The following is a 13,291-nucleotide window of genomic DNA, read 5'->3' as shown; positions in this document are numbered from 1 at the left end:
GATGAGGGCAGCGGTTAGATGCCCTCATTTCTGATTACGCTTCTCTAAAATAGAATCCAGCACACCCTCATCAAAGAAACAAGTGTCGAGGCCGCAAACACCCGTAAAATCGGCATTCATTATATTTTTGGCCCCCCGGAAATCAGCGCACTTAAGCCTTGAACCGACAAAACTTACCTTATCTAAATCCGCTCTATCGAATGCAGGAAAGTAAGTTTGAATGTAAATACCCTGATCTTCATCATCTTCAGATACAAATTCTCCCCAATCCTCAAGATCAACACGCACACTGTCCCATTCCAAGTTCGCATTTTCAAATTTCGAACCACCAACCTGAGCATTAAAAAAGTCTAAGTTAACCCCCCTCAAACCATCAAGGAATGGTGCAGCCGCATTCACTGAAAAATCGCATTCTTTTGCACAAACATCTCGAAAACTGACGTTGGTTAGTACCGTCCCCGAAGACTTCTCATCGTCAAATCTATGCCCAGCAGCAAACACTGAACCATTTAAATTCTTGATCCCATGAAATGCGAATACAAAATCAGATAAGATAATTCCACGAAAATCGATTTTCGTTTGTCCAAGCTTGTTAATACGCCTTATTGCGCCTGCAATCCGAAACTTTGCTTCCTCACTCTGCCATTTTTTAAAATCGTCAATAATTTCCTGAAGCCGTTCAATTTCGATTCGAACGGAACGTCGCTGCGTAAGAAAAGCAATTAACAAACCAAAAACCGCAATATCGAAAAGCATCCCGGCAAATTCAACGAAGATACCACTGAAGTAACCATCCTTGAGCCTGTCGTCAGAGAAATATAGAATGACAGAAAGAACGACTCCGAAGACAAAAACTCCTATGGAAAACCGAAACGGATTATTTCCACATTTATCTAACAGCAAAGTTATGGCTTGCCGAAACCCCACAAATTTCCCCACGCGCCATCCCTCAAAGAAATAATAAATTTCAATCAAGGATAGACCTTATACATGCACTTCACAACTACCCCAAATACCGCCCAAGATGTTCGACCAGCATCCTGATCTTGGGCGACAGATGCCGGTTGGTCGGATACAGCGCCCAGATGCCTTCGTCAGAAGGTTGATATCGGGTCAGGACCGGGATCAAATCGCCGCTGGCGATCCACGGATCGACGTAATAATCGGGTAGCTGAACAATACCGATGCCCTTGCGCGCCGCATCAACAAGCGCCTGCCCGCTATTGGCGTGAATGCTGCCGTGGATGCGGATATTGCGTTCGCGGCCGTCTTCTTCAAACCGCCAGTAATCCAGCGTGCCGACAAGGCAGTTATGGCGGGCGAGTTCCGAAAGCGAATGCGGCTCGCCGCGTTTGGAAAGATAGGATGGGGCCGCACAGACATAAAGCCGTCGTGTCGAAAGCTGCTGGCTCATCATGCTACCCGGTGTGCTGTCAAGCCGCCCCAGACGAATGGCCATGTCATAGCCTTCGAGTACCAGATCAAGTTTCTGATTGCTAAAGCGGCACTGGACTTCAAGCTCGGGATAGCGGGCGACGAAATCATTGACCAGCGGGGCGATCACGGTTTCGCCGTATGTGGTCGGGGCGGTCAGCTTCAGCTTGCCGCGCGGTAATTGCGTTAACGTGCCGATGGCGCGTTCAGCGTCCTGAAGCCCATCAAGCAATTGACGGCAATGCTGATAATAGACCTGCCCGGCTTCGGTCGCGCTGACCTTGCGCGTGGTGCGGTAAAACAGTTGCACGCCCAACTTTGCCTCGAGTGCTGTGATCTGGCGGCTGACCTGCGCAACTGAAATGCCAAGCTGATTTGCAGCACGAGTAAAGCTTTGGCGTTCCGTCACGGCGACAAATTCGCTGATCCCATCCCATGCATTCATTATTACACCACAGTAAAAGTTATTTACGAAATCACCGGATTATCATGAGTGCAGAAACAAATAAACTGAAGCCATAATTTCAGACATGCCGCCCGCAAAGCGACAAAAAAGCACAAGGAATTCCGCCATGAGCACCGATACCATTACCTGCAAAGCCGCCATTGCCTGGGAAGCAGGCAAACCGTTATCGGTTGAAGAGGTTCAGGTTGCTCCGCCCAAGGCCGGTGAAGTTCGCGTGCGCATCATTGCCACGGGCGTTTGCCATACCGATGCCTTTACCCTTTCGGGCGACGATCCCGAGGGTATTTTCCCGGCCATTCTTGGCCATGAAGGCGGCGGCATTGTTGAATCGATTGGCGAGGGCGTTACCAGCGTTGTGGTTGGCGATCATGTGATCCCGCTTTACACCCCGGAATGTGGCGAGTGCAAATTCTGCAAATCGGGCAAAACCAATCTGTGTCAGAAAATCCGCGCCACACAGGGCAAGGGCCTGATGCCCGATGGCACCACGCGTTTCTCGCAGAATGGCAAGCCGATTTTCCATTACATGGGGTGTTCGACGTTTTCGGAATATACCGTGTTGCCGGAAATCTCGATTGCCAAGGTCAATAAATCCGCCCCGCTCGAAGAAGTTTGCCTGCTTGGTTGCGGGGTCACCACCGGCATGGGGGCCACAGTTAATGCGGCCAGGGTGCAAAAAGGTGACTCCGTGGCCATTTTTGGTCTGGGCGGCATCGGGCTTTCGGCGATTATCGGCGCACAGATGGCCGGGGCCGGGCGCATTCTTGCCATCGATATCAACGAAAAGAAATTCGATCTGGCGACCCAGCTTGGCGCGACCGATTGCATCAACCCCAAGAAATTCGACAAACCCATTCAGGACGTCATTGTTGAAATGACCGATGGCGGTGTTGATTGGAGTTTCGAGTGCATTGGCAATGTCAATTTGATGCGCTCTGCCCTTGAATGTTGCCACAAGGGCTGGGGCGAATCCGTGATTATCGGGGTTGCCGGGGCCGGTCAGGAAATTTCCACCCGCCCGTTCCAACTGGTGACCGGTCGCGTCTGGCGCGGCACCGCCTTTGGCGGGGTCAAGGGCCGTTCCCAATTGCCCGATTATGTTGAACGCTATCTGGCAGGTGAGTTTAAACTATCCGATTTCATCACCCACACCATGAAGCTTGAAGATATCAATGATGCCTTTGACCTGATGCATTCAGGCGAAAGCATTCGTTCGGTTATTCATTACTAAGCCCGGTATTTTTACGAATAACATCCATTATTTCGGTTTAATTCCGAAATAATGGATGAATAGGAGATAAAACATGGGCATTGAAAATTCATCCAGCAACAAGGTCTTTGGCGGCTGGCACAAGCAATACACCCATCGTTCCGATGTTCTGGGCTGCGATATGCGGTTTGCCATTTTCCTGCCGCGTCAGGCCGGAACCGGCAACCGTGTGCCGGTGATGTATTGGTTATCGGGGCTGACCTGCACGGATGAAAACTTCATGCAAAAGGCCGCTGCGTTTCGCACTGCAAGCGAACTTGGCATTGCCATTGTCGCCCCTGATACCAGCCCACGCGGCGATCACGTTCCCGATGATCCCGACGAAGCCTATGATTTTGGCAAGGGGGCAGGGTTTTATGTTAACGCGACACAAGACCCGTGGGCGCGCAATTACCGCATGTATGACTACATCACCAAGGAACTTCCGGCCCTTGTCCGCGATCATTTTCCGATTTCTGATGATACGGTGATTTCCGGCCATTCCATGGGCGGGCATGGCGCGTTGATGATGGCGCTTCGCAATCCCGGCATGTTTAAATCGGTTACCGCTTTTGCCCCGATTGCAAACCCGATCAATTGCCCGTGGGGCCAAAAGGCGCTGGGCAATTATCTGGGCACGGACAAATCAAACTGGAAAGCCTGGGATAGTTCGGAACTGATGAAACTTGCCATCAGTAAAGATAGCCAAACCCCGGCCCTTGTCGATCAGGGCGATGCGGATGGCTTCCTGACCGAACAGCTAAAACCCGATACCCTGTTTGCCGCGGCCAGTCAGGTCAACTATCCGCTGAACCTGCGCATGCATGAAGGCTATGACCATAGCTATTACTTCATCACAAGCTTCATTCAGGACCATCTGCGGTTCCACGCCTGGCATCTTGGCATCGCCTGAGGTCAAGGCATCATACCGAAATCCGCACCCAAGCGGTCTTCAACCCGGCACATGATTTTTATCGGATCGCGTGTCGGGTTTCTTTTTATCCACGCCAAATATCGGGGATTATTCCGGATCAAAGCTTCGTGCTTCAATCGCATCGGCAACGTCATCGGCCATTTTAAGGGTACGTATGATCAACGGCACGATCAGGGCGATGATTGATTTATCAAGCCCCCGCGCGCGCTGGGCATCGCGGATTTCATGACCAACATGAGCAATCACCGGGATAAAGCGCAGCACCATCGAAAACGCCAGACTGACCTTTTCAGGGTTAACCCCAAACCGCGCTAGCGGCATCAGGGCGCGTTCAAGGGCGGCCAGCATATCGGATGTTTTGGTGGTCAGGGTGACAAGCCCGGCAAATAGTACAATACCCGCAAGGCGCAAAATCACCACAAGCCCAGCCTGCCAATCATTGAGCCAAAGCTGCACGACAAAAAACAGGATCAACAGCCAGATCATCGGCTTGATCTGCGCCCAAAGGATCTTGGGGCCAAACCCCGATACCGGGTACAGCGCCAGAACCGTGATCAGCACGCCCCCCAGAACCGGCCAATCGGAAATCAGGAAAACACCAGTGCCCAACGCGATAAGCGCCAGCACCTTAAGCCCGGCTTGCGCGCGATGCAGGGCAGAATGGCCATCGATGTAAAGACCCGCGATCATGCCATCATCTTGCGATATTTCGGAATGGCATTGGCCGGTGTGTCATCAACAGCAATTTTGCCGTTTTCAAACACCAGCACCCGATCATAATCGGCAATCAGATCAAGATCATGCGATACCGTGATCACGGTTTGATCCAGTTCGGCAATCGCGCGTTCAACCCGGTTGCGATTGCGCAGATCAAGCAGCGTCGTTGGTTCATCAAAAATGATATAGCGCGGTGCCATCACCAAAACGCCCGAAATCGCCAAAAGCTGTTTCTGGCCACCGCTTAACAAATGGCTGGGATGGCTGCGATATTCAAAAAGGCCATAGCGCGCAAGGATATCATCAATGCGGCGATCAATTTCGGCTTTGGGAAGTTTCAGCGACTTCAGGCCAAAGGCAAGGTCTTCTTCGACCACCGGATAGACAATCTGATTATCCGGGTTTTGAAAAACAAAACCAACATGACGGCGCAGTTTGCGACCATCATGCGCGGCATCGAAATCATCAATGCGCACAGTTCCCGATGTAGCGGTCTGAAGCCCGTTCAACAGTCGGGCAAAGGTGCTTTTGCCGGATCCATTCGCCCCGATGATGCCGATCCGCTTTTCTGCAAGGGTCACTGAAATATCGTCAAGCACACGACGCTGATCAAATTCGACAGTGACATTTTCAAGCGAGATCATCGGCACCCGGTACAAAGCCTGGACATAAATTCATCAAAAAAGAAGAAGGCGCGACCCAAAGACCGCGCCCCATCAAAACCTAGCGTGACCGGGAAATCAAGGGATAGGAACGCCGCACAGCAAGGCAGACCGCGGTTGCAATCGCAACCTTGATCGCGTCACCAATCAGGAAGGGTGCGGCGCCAACTGTCGCTTGCCAATAACTGATTTCAACCACGACACTGACCCAAAAATTGCCAATCGCATACAAAACAACAATGCCGCCCATCGCAATCGAGAACGCCGCATTAATCACATTCAGCTTATTCCAGAATTTTTCAATCAGCAGGCCAATGACAAAGGCCGCAATGATCCAGCCAATAATAAAGCCACCGGTCGCCCCCAGAATAATGCCAAACCCGCCGCGCCCACCGGACAAAAGCGGCAAGCCCAAAGCCACCAGTGCAACGAATAACAGGATCGATAATCCGCCACGTCGCGCGCCTAAAATCGCCCCGGCCAGCATCGGACCAAGCGACTGTGCGGTCACCGGAACACCGCTAATTGGCAAGGTAATCGGCGGAAACAGGCCAAGTACGGCCATCACAGCAGCAAACAGCGCGATATAGACAATATCTTTGGTACTCATGATCAAAGGCCCCTTGCTTTCCATTCCCCCATCGGTGATGACGCAAACCCTGCCACGTCACCCCGATTGACCGGCCTTGTCGGCCCGGTTCAACCGGCGAAGGGATAGCGCCAAAACCGCCGATGTCCAAGCAAAATGACGCGATGCCCCCTCACGAGAGACACAAGAGTTACCTAATCTTCTTTTACTTTCAGATGCTTATCGCAACTTGGGGCAGGACCGTCTTCGACGAATGATTTAAGCCGCATCAAGGCCCCATCCCAACGACCGGCAACATGATCAAGCCATGCCCGGGCAAGGGCTAATCGATCTGGGCAAAATACATATCGGCTTTCACGGCCAATCCGATGGCTTTCGATCAAACCGGCATTTTCAAGAACACGCAGGTGCTTTGTCACCGCCTGACGGGTCATATCGGCATCGTCGGACAAGACCGCGATGGATCGCGCCTGCCCGTCTGACAGGCGGTCAAAGATCGCCAAACGGGTCGGATCACCAAGGGCGGCAAAGATATCGGCAAATTCCGTATCGCCACCTGCCCCGGAAATATGATTTTCAGTTTTCGACATATTTTTTGATATTTTCCAGTTGGAATGCCCAACCCTTTGTATTGGCCGCAAGCGCATCTGCAATACGCTGTGCCGGCAGCTTATCAAAGCCGGTTTCACGTACAGTCACCCGGGTAACGCCGGCTTCTTCTTCAAGCCAGAATTCAACAAGCGTTTCGGGTTCTTTGCTATAATCCTGTTTGGGATCAATCGCATATGGATGCCATGTATAAGCGAAATAGCCCGGCTCCTCCATCGCCTTGATGGTCGATTGCCATTTTACGGCCTCGCACATCGTTATATCCCCAGTTGATGTTTCCCCAACCGTAAACGAGCCATCAATCCGCGCACCAAACCAAGTGCCAAATTCACGATGATCGGTCAATGCCCGCCACACACGGGTGCGCGGGGCTTTGATCTCAATCTTCTTTTCGATGCTATTTGTCATTTCGCAACCTCCTGGTTGCATTTAATCTGACAGATAACCTCTCAATACGCAACTAAAAAGTTGCATGTTTTAATATTTGCCGCAGACACACAAACGCCCGACCCTTTACAGGCCGGGCGTTGTGAGCTCCCGTCTTCCGTCTATGGCGTCCTTACCCCCCGGTCAGGACGCAGCGGATTGGCGGAGCCCCCCTGTCTCGATGATGAAGTTTTTCACCTCTTCAAGGCCGTCCATGGCCTTAAGGTTGGAGAACAAAAAGGGTCGCATCCCACGCATTTTTTTGGCATCGCGGTCCATAACCCCCAAATCAGCCCCGACCAACGGCGCCAAATCGGTTTTATTGATCACCAGCAAATCAGATCGGGTAATGCCCGGGCCACCTTTGCGCGGAATTTTATCCCCGGCCGAGACATCAATCACATAGATGGTGATATCGGCCAGTTCCGGGGAAAATGTCGCCGACAGGTTATCACCACCCGATTCAATAAAGATCACCTCAAGCCCCGGATGCTTGGCCGTCATATCCTCGACCGCGGCAAGGTTGATCGAGGCGTCTTCGCGGATCGCGGTATGCGGACAGCCGCCGGTTTCGACACCGGCAATGCGATCCGCATCCAGCGCGCCCGAACGGGTCATAAACTCGGCGTCCTCGCGGGTGTAAATATCATTGGTGATGGCGGCGATATTAAACTCGTCACGCATCGCCTTGCACAGGCGCTCCAACAACGCGGTTTTGCCCGACCCGACCGGGCCACCGATACCGATACGCAGGGGTGAAGTCATGATCTAAACAGCCTTGTATATTGGGTTTCGTGTTTCATCGACGTCCAGTCAACCATCGGTGCGCAAGCCCCCAGATCAACCAAGCCCGTCTTCATCGCGGTTTCAACGGCACTTGCCACCGCTTTATCCAATGATGCCAACGTGCGCACACCATCGGTCTGGCCCAAGGGCACCAGACGCACCGCACTTGAGACCAGATTGGCCGCCATCGCATGCAAAAACGCGGTCAGAGCATCGCGTAACGGCACATCGGCCTCGGCGGCGGCAATACCCACCGCCACCGGATAGGATGGCAGACGATCATCGGCGCGCATTTTATCGGCCCAGCGCACCAGCATTCCGTCGCCCCAGACCTTTTGTACGGTCGAGACAAAGGCACGGCCCTGTGCCGTTGCCTCCAACGCCATTTCAGACGTGCCACGCCAGCAATCGGCCTCGATACCAATGCCAAACAGCGCGTCTTCACCACCACGCCCCGCATCGCGCGCCACACGCCATGCGGCACAAAACAGCACCGCATCAATCCGCCCCGCACCAAATTCCAAAACGCCTTCGATCCATGTTGTCAGGGTGGCACTACTGGTGATCCGGCCATCCTCGACCGCGTATTCGACGCCGTGGGAATAGCTATAAGAACCGACCGGGAAGGACGGACTAAGCCATGTCATCAACCGCATCAGGCCGCCGGACGTCAAATGACCCGGATTATGGGATGGGGCATCAATGGTCATGCGGTTCTCCGGCCGCGTGGGCGTGCGGGTGGGAATGATCGTGGTCGTGATCATGGTCGGGGCCATGACCCTGATCCGCGAAATGGTCATTGCCATGACTGTGCCCATGCCCGCCACCAAGGCCGTGATAGGCCCCGTTCAACGGGTCAAACGGCGCGATTTCAGCATCGACCGCCCCGCCCAGCCCGATCACCATATCGCGCAACACATGATCATCAATAATCCGCAGACGACCATCATCAAGAACCTGTAACGGCGTATGACGATTGCCGATATGCCATGCCATTTTTGCCGTGGCGATCGGCCCGGAACAGGTGATGGTCAGGACGTTTTCATCCGCCGCACGCACAACAATCACCCCGCCATCGACCAGTCGCAACCGATCCCCGTCGCCCAGCCGCACCGCATGCGCCAGATCAAGCAAAAAGGCATCCCCCGCATCATCGAACAGGCGAATACGGCGGCGATGCCGATCCGCAAAGGCCAGTGTGACCGTGCCGCGCACTTCGGACGTGTCGGACTGACTAACCGGAATATGTTCAAACGCACGACGCATGATAATGGCCCCTAGAACAGGAAGTAACGCTGCGCCATCGGCACGCGATCGACCGGCTGACAGGTCAGAAGTTCGCCATCGGCGCGCACCTGATAGGTTTCCGGATCAACTTCCATTTTTGGCAGGGCATCGTTCAGCTTCATGTCCTTTTTGCCGATATTACGCGTGTTTGACACAGCCAAAAGTTCCTTTGCCAGACCGAACTCGGCGGCAATCCCTTCATCAATCCCAGCTTGGGACACGAACGAGAAACTTGATTTCGCAAGGGCGGAACCAAAGGCCCCAAACATCGGGCGATAATGCACCGGTTGCGGGGTCGGGATCGAGGCATTCGGATCGCCCATCGCCGCCCCGATGATCATGCCGGCCTTAATGATCATGTCGGGTTTAACCCCAAAGAACATCGGTTTCCACACCACAATATCGGCGATTTTGCCAACTTCGATCGAACCGACATAAGATCCGATCCCCTGTGCAATCGCCGGGTTGATGGTGTATTTTGCAACGTATCGTTTGGCACGGAAATTATCATTGCCCGGCCCGTCTTCCGACAGGTTGCCACGCTGCTTTTTCATCTTGTCCGCCGTCTGCCAGGTCCGCGCAATCACCTCGCCGACCCGGCCCATCGCCTGACTGTCCGATGAAATAATCGAAAACGCGCCAAGGTCATGCAAAATATCCTCGGCCGCGATGGTTTCGCGCCGGATGCGGCTTTCGGCAAAGGCGACGTCTTCGGGGATTTTCGGATCAAGGTGATGACAGACCATCAACATATCAAGATGTTCGTCAATAGTATTGACCGTGAAGGGGCGCGTCGGATTGGTCGAACTTGGCAGGACATTGGCCTCGCCACACAACTTGATAATATCGGGCGCATGGCCACCACCGGCCCCTTCGGTGTGGAAGGTATGGATGGTGCGACCCTTGAACGATGCGCGGGTATGCTCGACAAAGCCGCTTTCGTTCAGCGTATCGGTATGGATCATCACCTGCACGTCAAGATCATCGGCAACCGACAGGCAATTATCAATCGCCGCCGGGGTCGTGCCCCAGTCTTCATGCAGTTTCAGGCCACAAACACCGGCCTTGACCTGTTCGATCAACGATCCCGGCAAGGTCGCGTTACCCTTGCCAAAGAAACCGATATTCATCGGCAGGCCGTCGGCGGCCTGCAACATGCGCGCAATATGCCAGGGGCCGGGTGTGCAGGTGGTGGCATTGGTTCCTGCCGCCGGACCGGTACCCCCACCCAGCATGGTGGTCACGCCGGAATACAGCGCATCTTCAACTTGCTGCGGGCAAATCCAATGGATATGGGCATCAATGCCGCCTGCGGTGATAATATTGCCTTCACCGGCAATCACTTCGGTCCCCGGACCGATAATGATATCGACACCGGGCTGGATATCGGGATTTCCGGCCTTGCCGATCCCGGCGATACGGCCATCACGAATACCGATATCGGCCTTGATGATGCCGGTATAATCAAGGATCAGTGCATTGGTGATGACAGTATCAACCGCGCCCTCGGCCCGTGTTGCCTGCGACTGGCCCATGCCATCGCGGATCACCTTGCCACCGCCAAATTTGACTTCTTCACCAAGCGTTGTGAAATCTTTTTCGACCTCGATCAAAAGATCGGTATCGGCAAGACGCACACGGTCGCCAACAGTCGGGCCAAACATCGCGGCATAGGCGGAACGATCAATTTCATAAGCCATTTTTACGCTCCCAGCTTGCCGTTGATTTTACCGTTAAAACCATAGACCACACCCGATCCGGCATATTTCACCAGATTGACTTCGCGGGTTTGCCCCGGTTCAAACCGCACCGCTGTTCCCGCCGGGATATCCAGACGGAAACCACGCGCAGCATCGCGATCAAAATCAAGGCCCGGATTGGTTTCATAGAAATGATAATGCGATCCGACCTGCACCGGACGATCCCCGGTATTGGCAACGGTCAGCTTTTTGGTTTCCCGTCCTTCATTAAGGATCAGGCTGCCTTCTTTGGTAATGACTTCACCTGGAATCATGGCCTGTCTCCTTAACGAATGGGTTCGTGAACGGTCACAAGTTTGGTGCCGTCGGGAAAAGTTGCCTCGACCTGAATGTCGTGGATCATTTCGGCAATGCCATCCATCACCTGATCACGTGTGATCACACTCGCCCCGTCGCGCATCAGATCAGCAACAGATTTGCCGTCGCGCGCGCCTTCGACCACAAAATCCGTGATCAGGGCAATGGCTTCGGGATGGTTCAATTTCACGCCGCGTTCAAGGCGACGTCGCGCCACCATGGCCGCCATTGAAACCAGCAACTTGTCTTTTTCGCGTGGCGTCAAATTCATGCCGTTCTCCTATATTTCCCAAAGGCGCGGCAAGCGCGCCGGAAGTCCCTGTGTTTCATGGCGAAATTGTTTCCACCATGCGCCGTAAACCCGGCGTAATTTCATCGGATCACGCGCCATGAACCGCGTGATCACAATTCCCTTCATCGCGGTCGCGGCACATAACACATCGTTTTTTGCCAAACCATCGGATGCGCTGCGCAAACAATCGCGCGCGATATCAAGTTTGTCTTCAGCACCTTGGCCAACCAAAATCGCGGTCGCCGTGGCGCGCGCCCCGTCAAAAGCCGCCGGATGATCAAGCATGCGCAAAACATCACCTTCAAGATGCAGCGCATCGCGCCAAACCGGGCGCCCGTCAATCGCCACATCCCATGCATCGCGTGCCAAACCGGTGGTAAAGACTTCGCCGCGTGCCAATCGGCCAAACACCATGATTTCACCGGCCAGAACTTGGCCGGAACCGGCAACCGAAACCGTTGTTTTGCGCTTTAACCGTGCCTGATCAAACAGGATGGTTTCATGGGGCAACCATTCCAGCCAGCCGTTATCTTCGGCGACCAAATCAACCGACATGACGCAATCAGGCCCGGCGGAACGATAAATTTTCTCGGCGGCCTGCGCGGTAAACAATGCGGATGCCCCATCTTTGACCCGACCTTCGAAGGCCAGATGATCGCCGCCAACCATGCCGCCCGATGTCGTCACCAAAACCGCCGTTGCCAAATCGCCCGGCACCGGGCGCGGGAACAGGATTTTCATCGGATCGCGGTAATAAAGATGATCAAGTGCGGCCATGCCCGCCTGATGGGCAGGCCCCGTCCCCGGTTTAAACGCGACCTCTGCCCGGCCATCGGTGACAATCGGGTTCAAAACATCTGAGATTTGCATATCCGCGTTCAATTCGCTGCGGACCGGGTTTTCGAATTTGCGAAGCTGCACAAAGTCACCTGAATTTTACGGTCGCGCAACCGGCCATAACGTGGTCTGACCGGCTGGCCCATCGGCAAACACAGCAAGATGCGGGCCAAACCAAACCGCCCACAAACCCGCCATTTACGGCTTATCGCCAGTGTTACCCATGCGCAAAATTTTGGCAAATGCTGATCAAACAGTCAGATAAGACCGGACCTTTTCACGGTCCAGTGCATTCTTGGAACCCGATAATACCACCTCGCCGCGTTCCAGCACGATGATTTCATCGGCCAGTTCATGGGCAAAATCAAAATACTGTTCGACCAAAAGGATCGCCATATCACCGCGATCCGCCAATTGTTTGATCACGCGCTGGATGCCCTTGATGATCGATGGCTGAATGCCTTCGGTCGGTTCGTCCAACACCAAAAGGCGCGGGCGCGTTACCAGCGCCCGACCAATGGCAAGTTGCTGTTGCTGTCCGCCCGAAAGATCCCCACCGCGACGGCCCAGCATGTCGCGCAGGACCGGAAACAGGTCAAAAATCTCGTCGGGGATATGACGAAGCACCCGCGGCAAGGCGGCAAACCCGGTTTCAAGATTTTCCTTAACAGTCAAAAGCGGGAAAATCTCGCGGCCTTGGGGGACAATTGCAATGCCCGATGCGGATCGACGCCAGGCCGGGTCGCGCGAAATATCCTTGCCTTCCCAGGTGATATTGCCATCGGCAATCGGATGTTGCCCGACAACGGCCCGCATCAGCGATGTTTTGCCGACACCATTGCGGCCCAGCACGGCTGTGACCTTGCCGGTTTCCGCACTCAGCGACACTTTGCGCAATGCATGCGACGCACCGTAAAACAGATCAATATTGGCGACTTCCAGCATG

At 54.0% G+C, this 13,291-nt stretch carries 17 protein-coding genes; 2 read left to right on the top strand and 15 right to left on the bottom strand.

The genetic code is table 11. From position 1 onward, the window contains the following. Nucleotides 1–24: 24 nt before the first annotated feature. Both TALK_RS05775 and TALK_RS05770 read right to left on the bottom strand, forming a co-directional pair. A complete protein-coding gene (locus tag TALK_RS05775; RefSeq protein ID WP_139833744.1) occupies nucleotides 25–975 on the bottom strand; it encodes a pentapeptide repeat-containing protein in 951 nt (316 codons plus the stop codon). A 28-nt stretch (nucleotides 976–1,003) separates the two neighbouring features. Further along, nucleotides 1,004–1,879, bottom strand: a complete 876-nt coding sequence (locus TALK_RS05770; protein ID WP_085616805.1) for a LysR family transcriptional regulator — start codon at nucleotides 1,877–1,879, stop codon at nucleotides 1,004–1,006. 127 nt (nucleotides 1,880–2,006) lie between these two features. On the opposite strand from TALK_RS05770, the gene TALK_RS05765 reads away from it, so the two are divergent. Then, nucleotides 2,007–3,131: an S-(hydroxymethyl)glutathione dehydrogenase/class III alcohol dehydrogenase gene (locus TALK_RS05765; RefSeq protein WP_085616803.1), complete on the top strand. Its 1,125-nt coding sequence runs from the start codon at nucleotides 2,007–2,009 to the stop codon at nucleotides 3,129–3,131. A gap of 73 nt (nucleotides 3,132–3,204) precedes the next feature. After that, nucleotides 3,205–4,062: an S-formylglutathione hydrolase gene (fghA, locus tag TALK_RS05760; RefSeq protein WP_085616801.1), complete on the top strand. Its 858-nt coding sequence runs from the start codon at nucleotides 3,205–3,207 to the stop codon at nucleotides 4,060–4,062. Between the two features lie 108 nt (nucleotides 4,063–4,170). On the opposite strand, the gene TALK_RS05755 is transcribed toward fghA, so the two are convergent. The 13 genes from TALK_RS05755 to urtE form a co-directional block, all read right to left on the bottom strand. Then, a complete protein-coding gene (locus TALK_RS05755; protein WP_085616799.1) occupies nucleotides 4,171–4,773 on the bottom strand; it encodes an energy-coupling factor transporter transmembrane component T family protein in 603 nt (200 codons plus the stop codon). Beyond that, nucleotides 4,770–5,444: an energy-coupling factor ABC transporter ATP-binding protein gene (locus tag TALK_RS05750; RefSeq protein ID WP_085616797.1), complete on the bottom strand. Its 675-nt coding sequence runs from the start codon at nucleotides 5,442–5,444 to the stop codon at nucleotides 4,770–4,772. Before TALK_RS05750 ends, TALK_RS05755 begins: the two co-directional genes overlap by 4 nt. Before the next feature lie 79 nt (nucleotides 5,445–5,523). Further along, nucleotides 5,524–6,072 (bottom strand): biotin transporter BioY, encoded by a 549-nt coding sequence (locus TALK_RS05745; protein ID WP_085617123.1) that lies wholly within the window; start codon nucleotides 6,070–6,072, stop codon nucleotides 5,524–5,526. A 173-nt stretch (nucleotides 6,073–6,245) separates the two neighbouring features. After that, complete coding sequence (locus tag TALK_RS05740; protein WP_085616795.1) at nucleotides 6,246–6,641, bottom strand: ArsR/SmtB family transcription factor; 396 nt, start codon at nucleotides 6,639–6,641, stop codon at nucleotides 6,246–6,248. Next, nucleotides 6,628–7,068 carry an SRPBCC family protein gene (locus tag TALK_RS05735; protein ID WP_085616793.1) on the bottom strand — a complete coding sequence of 147 codons (441 nt, stop codon included), beginning with the start codon at nucleotides 7,066–7,068 and terminating at the stop codon, nucleotides 6,628–6,630. Before TALK_RS05735 ends, TALK_RS05740 begins: the two co-directional genes overlap by 14 nt. A gap of 162 nt (nucleotides 7,069–7,230) precedes the next feature. Further along, on the bottom strand, nucleotides 7,231–7,851 hold the full coding sequence (gene ureG, locus TALK_RS05730; RefSeq protein WP_085616791.1) for an urease accessory protein UreG: 621 nt from the start codon (nucleotides 7,849–7,851) through the stop codon (nucleotides 7,231–7,233). Then, entirely contained in the window at nucleotides 7,848–8,582 is a 735-nt protein-coding gene (locus TALK_RS05725) for an urease accessory protein UreF (protein WP_085616789.1), read from the bottom strand. The genes ureG and TALK_RS05725 overlap by 4 nt, the downstream gene beginning before the upstream one ends. Further along, nucleotides 8,572–9,138 carry an urease accessory protein UreE gene (locus TALK_RS05720; protein WP_085616787.1) on the bottom strand — a complete coding sequence of 189 codons (567 nt, stop codon included), beginning with the start codon at nucleotides 9,136–9,138 and terminating at the stop codon, nucleotides 8,572–8,574. The genes TALK_RS05725 and TALK_RS05720 overlap by 11 nt, the downstream gene beginning before the upstream one ends. A gap of 11 nt (nucleotides 9,139–9,149) precedes the next feature. Then, nucleotides 9,150–10,859 carry an urease subunit alpha gene (gene ureC, locus TALK_RS05715; protein WP_085616785.1) on the bottom strand — a complete coding sequence of 570 codons (1,710 nt, stop codon included), beginning with the start codon at nucleotides 10,857–10,859 and terminating at the stop codon, nucleotides 9,150–9,152. A gap of 2 nt (nucleotides 10,860–10,861) precedes the next feature. Next, nucleotides 10,862–11,173, bottom strand: coding sequence for an urease subunit beta (locus tag TALK_RS05710; protein WP_085616783.1), 312 nt, complete (start codon nucleotides 11,171–11,173; stop codon nucleotides 10,862–10,864). Between the two features lie 11 nt (nucleotides 11,174–11,184). Beyond that, nucleotides 11,185–11,487, bottom strand: coding sequence for an urease subunit gamma (locus TALK_RS05705; RefSeq protein ID WP_085616781.1), 303 nt, complete (start codon nucleotides 11,485–11,487; stop codon nucleotides 11,185–11,187). A gap of 9 nt (nucleotides 11,488–11,496) precedes the next feature. Next, complete coding sequence (locus TALK_RS05700; RefSeq protein ID WP_085616779.1) at nucleotides 11,497–12,429, bottom strand: urease accessory protein UreD; 933 nt, start codon at nucleotides 12,427–12,429, stop codon at nucleotides 11,497–11,499. A 165-nt stretch (nucleotides 12,430–12,594) separates the two neighbouring features. Continuing rightward, on the bottom strand, nucleotides 12,595–13,290 hold the full coding sequence (urtE, locus tag TALK_RS05695; RefSeq protein ID WP_085616778.1) for an urea ABC transporter ATP-binding subunit UrtE: 696 nt from the start codon (nucleotides 13,288–13,290) through the stop codon (nucleotides 12,595–12,597). Between the last annotated feature and the right edge of the window lies 1 nt (nucleotide 13,291).

Source organism: Thalassospira alkalitolerans (assembly GCF_002115745.1).
GTDB lineage: Bacteria > Pseudomonadota > Alphaproteobacteria > Rhodospirillales > Thalassospiraceae > Thalassospira > Thalassospira alkalitolerans.
The sequence above is the reverse complement of the archived record's forward strand: the minus strand, read 5'-3'. Positions and strand labels throughout refer to the sequence as shown.